The sequence below is a fragment of the Holdemania sp. genome (assembly GCF_986127675.1).
In genome coordinates, this window is the sequence record NZ_CFQZWI010000107.1 from 1 (window position 1) to 9,320 (window position 9,320).

The 9,320-nt window shown below is 50.6% G+C and carries 10 protein-coding genes; 4 read left to right on the top strand and 6 right to left on the bottom strand.

Annotated elements, in window-relative coordinates; translation table 11 throughout:
- A partial coding sequence (locus AC5OW4_RS12895; protein WP_493677049.1) for a PTS sugar transporter subunit IIB occupies positions 1-349 on the top strand: 349 nt, incomplete at its 5' end.
- Positions 350-467: 118 nt separating this feature from the next.
- Here AC5OW4_RS12895 and AC5OW4_RS12900 read toward each other — a convergent pair.
- The 4 genes from AC5OW4_RS12900 to AC5OW4_RS12915 form a co-directional block, all read right to left on the bottom strand.
- Entirely contained in the window at positions 468-1,403 is a 936-nt protein-coding gene (locus AC5OW4_RS12900; RefSeq protein ID WP_493677050.1) for a hypothetical protein, read from the bottom strand.
- 101 nt (positions 1,404-1,504) lie between these two features.
- Positions 1,505-2,755: a metallophosphoesterase gene (locus AC5OW4_RS12905; protein ID WP_493677051.1), complete on the bottom strand. Its 1,251-nt coding sequence runs from the start codon at positions 2,753-2,755 to the stop codon at positions 1,505-1,507.
- 311 nt (positions 2,756-3,066) lie between these two features.
- Entirely contained in the window at positions 3,067-3,543 is a 477-nt protein-coding gene (locus tag AC5OW4_RS12910; RefSeq protein ID WP_072683676.1) for a DUF1648 domain-containing protein, read from the bottom strand.
- A gap of 393 nt (positions 3,544-3,936) precedes the next feature.
- Complete coding sequence (locus AC5OW4_RS12915) at positions 3,937-5,877, bottom strand: FAD-binding protein (protein WP_072683677.1); 1,941 nt, start codon at positions 5,875-5,877, stop codon at positions 3,937-3,939.
- Between the two features lie 180 nt (positions 5,878-6,057).
- On the opposite strand from AC5OW4_RS12915, the gene AC5OW4_RS12920 reads away from it, so the two are divergent.
- Entirely contained in the window at positions 6,058-6,954 is an 897-nt protein-coding gene (locus AC5OW4_RS12920; RefSeq protein ID WP_072683678.1) for a LysR family transcriptional regulator, read from the top strand.
- Between the two features lie 441 nt (positions 6,955-7,395).
- Here AC5OW4_RS12920 and AC5OW4_RS12925 read toward each other — a convergent pair whose 3' ends face one another.
- Entirely contained in the window at positions 7,396-7,665 is a 270-nt protein-coding gene (locus tag AC5OW4_RS12925; protein WP_229100765.1) for a hypothetical protein, read from the bottom strand.
- A 255-nt stretch (positions 7,666-7,920) separates the two neighbouring features.
- Between AC5OW4_RS12925 and AC5OW4_RS12930 the strand changes: the two genes are divergently transcribed.
- Positions 7,921-8,094: a winged helix-turn-helix transcriptional regulator gene (locus AC5OW4_RS12930; protein WP_370544674.1), complete on the top strand. Its 174-nt coding sequence runs from the start codon at positions 7,921-7,923 to the stop codon at positions 8,092-8,094.
- A 230-nt stretch (positions 8,095-8,324) separates the two neighbouring features.
- Here the strand turns inward: AC5OW4_RS12930 and AC5OW4_RS12935 are convergent, their stop codons facing one another.
- Positions 8,325-8,801, bottom strand: a complete 477-nt coding sequence (locus AC5OW4_RS12935; RefSeq protein ID WP_195548348.1) for an NUDIX hydrolase — start codon at positions 8,799-8,801, stop codon at positions 8,325-8,327.
- A 218-nt stretch (positions 8,802-9,019) separates the two neighbouring features.
- Between AC5OW4_RS12935 and AC5OW4_RS12940 the strand changes: the two genes are divergently transcribed.
- Positions 9,020-9,320, top strand: a 301-nt coding sequence (locus AC5OW4_RS12940; protein WP_493677052.1) for a bactofilin family protein, incomplete at its 3' end; no start/stop codon positions are given.

Below are 9,320 nucleotides of genomic sequence, written 5' to 3' on the forward strand. Positions count from 1 at the left end.
CAGACGTGTGCTCTTCCGATCTTCTTCCCGCTTATCCATTCTCAATGCGGAACGCGCGGTTCAGCGATTAAATGAAAATGCTTATGATAAAGACCGTCTGATGATTATCATGCGGGGGCCGGCTACCGCCAGAAAGGTTCTGGATCTGGGTTATTTCATGCCAACCATCAATGTCGGCAACATTTCGAATAAAATCGGATCCACGCGCATCAAGCATACTGTCTGCGTTACGCCGCAGGAAGCGGAAGATTTCCGTTACATCGAATCCAAAGGTGTCAAAGTGACGATTCAGATGCTGCCTCAGGATGAAAAGCTTGATTTTATGCCAATGATCGCCAATATTCATTAATTTTCTTTTTCCATAAGTGCGCTGAAAAAGCGAAACCCAGCCCGGCTGCAACCCGGGCTGGGTCTTTTTCATTGGGCGGCAACAGCGCGGCGATTAAGAAAGACCTCGATTTCTGAAATCAAGCCTGCTCAATCAAAAGTCTGCGCTGGCGCGTCAGCTTTGCGCTTTCACGGCAGGCCTGATCCTGCAGCGCCATCAGATGATCCAGCAGCGCTTGAATCTCCCTGCGGGTCCGTTCAGCCTGAACGCAAGCTTTTTCCACCCGCTCCGAAACGGTCCAGTCCGTAACGAAACTGTCAAACAGGATATCCAGAATTCGTAAAAACGGATCGAGCGTTAATCCCAGCGAGGGGTGAAGCTCCACATCCGCCAGCTCGCTTTCAAAACAACGCAGCTGCTCTTCCAGCTGCCGGGCCAGCTGCTGCGCCTCATCCAGACAGCGATGCTTCACAAAGCCGGTGATCATTCCGCCGCCAAACAAATCGACGGTCGCCCACGTCCGCGCTTCGTCCATCTTTTCAACCAGCTGGCAAGCCAGACCCCGCGCCATTTCCCCGGCGTCGGCGGCTTCCCGCAATTCCTTCTGCTTTCGCTCCCATTCCCTCTGCCGCATTTCCAGCCGCAACAGGGCGTCAGCTTTCTGCGGATGTTCCTCCGCCAGCTGATCCGCTTTCTGTTCCAACAGCGATGCCCAACGTTTCCCGCAATCCTTCAGCGTATGAAGCTCCTGTTCGATCCGGGCGATCCGGGCTTCCAGTTTTTCCTGCTGCCGGCAGGCGGCCTCAACTCTGACGGCGGCGACAACCGCTTCCTGACGCTGCTCTGACAGTTTTTCATGCCACTGACCGTTAAGCCGTGCCCACAAAGCGGTCCAGCTAAAGGCTTCAAGCTGATCGACATCCTGTTCTTCCTTCTTTAATCGCTGCTTTCGCTGCCCGACTTCTCCATTCAACGTTACCTGCTGAGCTTTCAGGCGCTCCAACTGAGCCTTCAGTTTCACCTGCCGGTCCCGCTGTCTGCGGATTTCTTCCCATTCCCGATCCAATGCCGTCATCTTTGATTCTCCTCATCCTGTCCTTGTTTACCATGTTGCTTGTCCTATCGGTATTTTCAGTTTTAACGTCGCCCGTGGATTATCGGGTTGGGCGCCGGACTTCAATACGCCACATGAACGTGATCTCCAGGACTTTGTTCAGTCCTGGTTAACAACGCCTTTAGCCAGCGTTTCCAGATGGTATCCGGTCCCAGCGTCTGCCAGGCTTGATAGCCGGGATGCGCAAGCAGCTCGGTCCGGACTTGATCGAGCTGACCCTGACGGTAGCTGAACATCGTCTGCTGAAACAAATCCTCCATCGCTTGCCGCTGTTCACAAGTCAGTTCCACATTTTTCAATGTAGAATCCAGCGTGTTTTGATTTGCCTGGCGTTGAGCCTGAGCCGAATAGGCGGGAAAGTCGAGCAGATCGGGGTTGGAAAGTCCCTGCTTCTTCGCCCAGGTGGCGACGTCGATTGTCCTTTGCGTGTAGTCCAGCTCTCCCTGCGTGCTGATCTCGATGCGGCCATAGGTATTCGGCCAGGCAATCGGCATCGGCAGTACGATTTCCGTCAGACTTTGGGATCCGATCGTTTCCGTCTGAATATGCCCCGTGTGGCGGTGACCGCTGATGTGCGTCCTGATATTCAGCTGTTCCAGCAATGTCTTCGCCGCATCGGCCGTATGGACGATATCGTTGGATGTGGTCACGGTGTGATCGAGCAGATTGTGATGGCTGAACGTCAGTGTCAGCCAGCCTGACTCGCGCGCCTGATTTCCCAGTGTTTTCAGCCATTCCAATGTCGAGGCGGACAGTGTTCCTTCACTGCCGCCGGGTCGTTCACTGTTGGTATCGAGCAGAATCAACAGCACGCCGGCCTCGGTAAGCTCCGCGTAACTCAGCGACGCGGGATCGCGCGAATAAGCCTGATCATATCCGAATTCATGATACAGAGACACAAATTCCTCGCGGGTTACCATCGCCAGATCATGGTTGCCGCAAATCACCCGCACCGGTACGGTTTCATTCACTTTCCGCAGCAGTTCAGCCATTTTCTGATGATCCTGTGCATCGCCCTGATTGACTAAATCACCTGTCAGGATAATGTAGTCGGGTTTCGCCGCTTCCATCTGTGCCAGCATCGCCGAAGTGATGGCTTCGTTGTAGATCATCTGCGGCACTACGGACACCTGCGACTGCAGCCGCTCGCTTTGATAATGAAGATCTGACGAGAAAAGCAGCGTTAATGGCGTCTTAAGTTCTGCAAAAGGGATCGCCGAGAGGGCCTGCGGTTGAGAGGGAATGGCCGGAACTGCCGTGCAGCCGCTAAGGCAGAGCGCCAGTCCCAGTATTTTCATCATCTTTTTTAACATCGGTCTTTTCCTCAGATTCTTTTTTATCCCATGATCCCATGCCTCGGACAAAACCGCAAGCGGCGGCGGACATGGAATTTTCTGATCGCAGGCTTGTAGAATCCCGCGATTGGATATTTCTGGTTCTCATTGTAGCCAAATTTCAATGTCATTGCCACGACTTTGACCACTTTTTTTCGCAGTTTGGCAGCATAACCAATTCTCGGCCGCCAGACAGTTTCCCATACGCTTTCTTTCCAGGCCGCCGCGGATCTTTGATTGATTTTATCATCGGTATCCCAAACGTTGTCCTCACTCTCCGGCTATTGGGATCAGCGGTATTTTTTCGCAGTATGCACGCACCAGAAAATAGCGGCGCAAATTCCGACAGCCACGCTCAGCACAAACCCGAGGATCAACCCGGCGGGCAGTGAACGGCCAGTCATGCTGAAATATTCCAGCAGTGCAAACCAGAGGACCACAAGCAGCTCTGCCAGGGAGAGAATCCTCAATGTAACTGCCTCAAGCGCTTCGCGGTTATGTTCCGTAACTGCAACCGGAATATTCCACAGCTTCGGATGCCGGCTGACCCATTCCAAACCCGCCATCATCAGAATTGAAATCCATGGCAGAACCAGCAGCTCAGCTTTGCTTCCCCAGCGGTCGACCTTTCCGGCCGCGTCGAAATGAGCCGGGATCCGATCAGGCAGAGAAGCCCATCGCAGAAATAAACCTGTCAGCTGGACGATCACGATCAGCCAACATCCGTTTCGGCACCTTTGATGAAATTGCTTCGCTTTTTCTTTCATTTCACATTCCTCCCCATGGACTCCATCGAATTCCAACCTCCGCGCATTTTCCTTAGCTCCAGCCTTCCACTGATCCCAAACCTTTTCAAGCCCTTTTTCAACGGAGAGCGCCTGCGCCTGATTCTTCGTTTATTGTACGCGTTTCCGCATTCCCAATGCAATCCCCGACCTCGTGCAGAACTTTAAAATTGCAAAAAAAGAGTCTGCCCCTTATTTTGGGAAAGACAGACTCTTGTCAGGAAGCTATAACATTGAAGGATTGACGTGAAGGAAAGGCGGAAGTTGACTGCCAAAGCCGGAGGGAATCGCAGCCAGCCTCCCCGCGCCTTCCGGAATAGGGATCCTGCGGATTGCTTTCCTTTCTGCGGATGAATTTGTTTTTACCGCTGAAGCTTATTTGAAGATTGCCTTTAACGCGTCCAACAGGTTGTTGGAATCCAGCGTGGCGCCGGAGATCGCGTCGACTTCGACATTCTGACCGTTGATCACTTCGTCGAAGAAGGCTTTCAGCTGGTCGTCGTCCATAAACATATTTTCGCGTCCGGATACGATTTCCAGATTGGTAATCTTGCCACCCTCAACCGTGGCCCGCAGCGTGTATTCGCCATGGTTGCCCTTGATCAGCTGATCATACTGGCCATCCGGTTTCTTGGTGATGTCGATAGTTTCCTCAACCTCGCCGCTGACCTCCGTCGTGACCGTCGAACGGCCGCCGAATGCCGTATCCGCCGCAGCACGTCCGGTTGCGATGGCTTCCGCCAAGAACATTCCATTTTGATACAGGTTGGAAACATACGAGCCTAACTCGCCGGCTTCGTACAGATTCGGAATCGGATTGTCATTCCAATCCAGCACCTGAGCTTTGACGTTGCGTTCCGCGCCGCCGGTCGTCGCCACCAGCGTCGGAGTAATGCCGACGGCATAGAACGGTGCGGTATCAATCGGTTCCATTGTTTCCACGCTGCGGCCGAATTCGTCGCGTCCGGATTTGCATCCGGCATTGTAGTCGTCGATCGTGGCTTTCAGCGCTTCTGGATCGCGGCCCAGTTTTTCTGCCAGTTCTTCAATCGTATCGGCTTTGATGATCCAGCCCTTCGCCACTTCTTCGGAGTTATCGTCGGACCAGACGTAGCCTTCAGTTGTGATCGGCCAGCTCAGCCACTTCGTGACGATCGCGCCGGCCGTGCGGGTCTTTTCATCGAAGATCAAATCAACCGGCAGAGCGCGGTCATGCGGCAGATCGACATAATGGCCGTATTCCTTAAATTTCATGTGCTGACGATGATACGCCGCGGATTCGTTGTAGAAACGCTTGTTATCGGCGCAGACCTCGATCCAGCTCTTGCCGGCCATCGAGAAGTTGCGCATGAATGTCGCTTCGTGTTCCGGCACCTTGATGCCCAGCCAGAAGCCGCCCGACTGCGTCTGATTCTTCATGTGCCAGATCTTCGCGCCAGTGTTCATCAACGCGTGGATGCCATCGCCTGTGTTGCCCGGAGTCCCGCCGGTGTAAACAACGTCCATCCCATGGAAATCGCGCTGCATCTGTAAATTATTTTCGTAACCGCCGCAGGCCAACAGGACACCCTTATTGGCTTTGATGCGGATTTCCTTGCCATCCGCGCCCTTGGCGACGACGCCCTTAACCTCTTTGGTTTCCAGATTCTGAATCAAGCTTGTAAAGGCCGTTGAGAACATCAGTTCAATATTTTCACCGCGGTCACGAACCGCCAGATCGAAACCTCTCCAGACGCCGCCGTATTCGAACGTCGTTCCGGCTTTGCGGACATGCGCGGAACAGCCCTTAAAGCTGGATCCGTCCAGATCCGGGAATTCCGTAACTAATGAGCCCCAGGCCAGCGGTCCTCCGCCGACATAGCCCAGCTCATAGCCCACTTTATCAACCGTCGCCTGAATCCAGCCGCGCTGATCAGAGAATTCCTTCGCCATGAAATCGACATATTCTTCCGGAATCGGATTCGGCTGACTGCAGGCGATCAGGTATTTCTTAAAGGTCTCCAGATCATCCGGCGCCGGCACGATCACGGTCTGGCCGGATGCGATCGAGTTGCCGCCCGCCTGCGCTTCTTCCATTTTTTCCAGAATACAGATCTTGGCGTTGGGGTCAATGTCGTTGGCTTCCAGCGCGGCGGCTTCCCCCGCCAAACCATAGCCGACGATCAGGAAATCGCATTCCTTGTCAAACTTTTCCTCCGTTGTCGCAGCCGCCGGTGCGTCGTTGGACGAACAAGCACCTAACAGCCCCAGTGCCGCAGCCCCCGCGACGGTCGCGGCGCTGCCTTTCAAAAAGTCCCGTCGAGAAATATTCTTCATTTTCTTTCCCTCCTCTGGTTTCACATTGTGAAACTTTTGTCGATTTCATTATAGGATTGCAAGGGGTTTCAAACAATCGAAATACTTTATCGTTTAATAAAATTTTTTTATTATACATCAAGAAATCTGATACAATGTGATTAGCTGATCGTCAATATGATCACAAAGGGGGAATTGTCGTTGAACACCAGCCAGATCCGTGCTTTTCTTACCGTCGCTCAAACCTTGAGCTACATCCGTGCCGCCGAACTGCTCTATACCACGCAGCCGGTCGTCAGCTATCAGATCAAAGCGCTGGAAACGGAGCTGGGCGTCACCTTGTTCAACCGCACGCACCGCAGCGTGGAGCTGACAGCCGCCGGGTCCTATTTTTATAAGCAAATGGAACCGCTGCTGCGGCAGCTGGAAGCGATCGTTCAAACTGTACAGTCGATGAACGCCCAGACGCCGAAGCTGATTAACTTGTTAGTCCGCCGTCTGGCTGATTACGGCAAGCTGACGCAGATCATCAAAAATTACTCGGAGACATGTCCGCTGATTCATGTTAATATCCTGACGCAGGAGGATCGCGGCAGCCGTCAGCTGCTGATCACCGGCGAAGTGGAGATGGCCTTCTGTTATCAATACGAAGTGGAGAGTGATCCCAAGTTGAAATTTCTGCCGATTATGGAATCGCAGTATTACGTGCTTGTCAGTAAAACGCATCCGCTGGCAGCGTATAAATATCTGACTTTCGACGATTTGGCAGGCCAGAAGCTGATCCTGGCCAATACGGAGCTGCACCGCAATCCGCGGCTGATCACAAGGCCGCAGCTGCAGGCAAAAAAGATCGTAGTACAGACCGTTTACACAAGTTTTGACAGTATGTTGATCGCGGTGCAGTCGGGAATCGGTTTCACCATTCTGCCCTGCTCGCGGTCAAAGAAATTCTCCGGCTTATTGAAAATTCCGCTGAAGGATGTCAGACCGATGCCGTTAGGCATCGCGTGGTATGGCGCGCGGATGTCGCCGGAACTGGAAGCATTCATCGCGCTTGCTGAAAAACAGAATGTCGAACAACCGCCCGCCATTGTATGATCCGTGAATCAAAAGTAACCAAAGCCGCAGCTTAAGAAAATTCAGCTGCCCAACAATAAAACGTTATGGCAGCACTGTACCTCTTTATGATGCTGTTCTCTTCAATTCCAGATTTGCGTTTAACGTCAGACTCATCGTGAATCCGTCGTCATTACCGTTTTTCCCTATTGACAGTTTTTTTCAGATAACCATTCTGTGCGATTTCAGGCATTCTGTTGGTATTGCCATGGACGCCGAAAAAAGCATTCCGCGATCATAAAAACCGATATCATTGACAATCGCAAACTGATAATAGAAAACTGCCTACTCAAAGATCCGAAAATAAGCGTCTGCCGAAGCCATCAGGAGGGCACAGTCATGAACCTTATACTATTCATAACGGATCAGCGGCAAATTCTGATCCGTTTTGCGCCAGACAATAAAAGCGGCCGACGAAGGCTTTCAGCTTCGCGGAAAATGTCCAAAAATAAAGCGGGGGGGGAAGCAAACACAAATCAACGACACTGTTTTGATTTTCAAAATCAGTGAATGAAAATCGTCGTGCTGAACACAAGGGTTGCCATAATGATAGACATTGCGGCCCGTGCATCCTTCGTCACGGGCTTCATCCGAAGAAACATCTTCTGTCGGATAACCCGCATCCTTCTCCCCCTGATCAACGAGCTGGCGGATATTTTCCTTTGGACGACCGCCGCTCAGGATCACTAACACATGTTTTATTTTGATCTCCCTTTCCTTTCTCGAATGCTTTTTATCGTGGAAATTCTATTATCGGTTCTTCCCTGATGAAGTACATACTTTTCTGATATATACCCTCCTTCAGAGAAGTGATATCCATGAGTATCGAATAAGTCAGCCGAAAAAAGCAATCGGTGTCAGATAGCCATCTGGTTATACTTTGACGATGATCGGAAGAAAATGGCGACTCATCAAATTATATTATGTTGGTTAGTTGAACATTAAAAAATCAGGTTTAACAAGTTGTATCGGAAAAGGGGAACGATTCTGTATGAAACCTTAAGCGGACTATTAAAGAAAATGGAAAGAGACGCACTGATCCTGCGGCAAAAGTATCCGCAAATCCCGGTGAAGTTAGAGAACAGCCCACAGATAAAGGCCGTTCGCTCTATCCAATCATAGAAACAATGTGTCCATGGGGATTGGTAGATCATGAACCAGCCTATAAGTCCACTCAGGCCGCGCCTGTCCTTTCAAAGAAAAGGCCTTCAATCCAAAAAGAACAGGATGCCAAGCAAGAAATAATCATCTGACCGTATCCTGTTTCCCATACTGTTTTTTTGTATATAGATTTGATTGAATTCTGGCGAAATTTTTTAAGCAGACCTTATCTAAGAGGACAGGATTCATCTTCAATTTTGATCCAGTATGAATTCCACATGGTCCGGTAAGGTTCTGACATGGGTTTTGACGAATTCCGGCTGAAAATCGAGATGACTTAATTCATTGAAAGCAACCCATTCAAAACGATGTTCTATTTGGCCTTCCCAACGGGAAAAAGAATTCATCGACCGCAGCAAGGAGGATTTACGCAAGGAAACGAGAAAATAAAAGCAGATTTCATGAAACCGCCGTTGGCTGGCCGCTTCCGTGAAGAACGCCTGCGTCACCCATAACGGCCTTTCAATTACAGCCTGGATCCCGATTTCCTCTTGTAATTCACGAATCAATGCCTGTTGAGCTGTTTCATTCAGCTTTACGCGGCCGCCCGGCAAATAGGCATAAGGCAGTTTCTTATCCTTCATCACAAGCAGATTTTCACCGCAAAGCATCACCGCACAGGTCCTGACATTGAAACAGGATGTTCCGACATCAAATGAAATATCCATGTTCATCGCCTCCTGATTCTCAGGATAACGAATGCTCAGGAAAAACGCAAGCGGAATTCGGGAAAAGTCGTATTCTGATCCAAGTCAGAATTATCCAGTATAACCGTAATCGAACCGCAAATTCAGGGCGTAAATAAATCGTAAGATTTTTTCCAGCTTTCAAGAATTGACTTTCGCGTTAAAACTGGAATAATGAATAACAGAAACAGGAGGGCTATATGTTTAGAAATCGCAAAAAACAAGAAGAACTGGATGACGAACCGGCATTCTTTGAAAACGTTGCAGCTCCTGCAACGGAAATGATACCCCAGCCAAAACAGGAGGAAGTGGAAAAAATGGAAAATAAGCAGACGATCAGCGCGGAGGAATCCGTATTAACCGAAGACGTAACGATCAACGGTGATCTGGAATGCGATTGCAGCCTGACGATTCTCGGTACCGTTAACGGCAGTGTGCATTGCGGCAAGGATCTGTTAGTGAAAGGCCAGATTAATGGCGATGTAACCGCGATGAATCTGG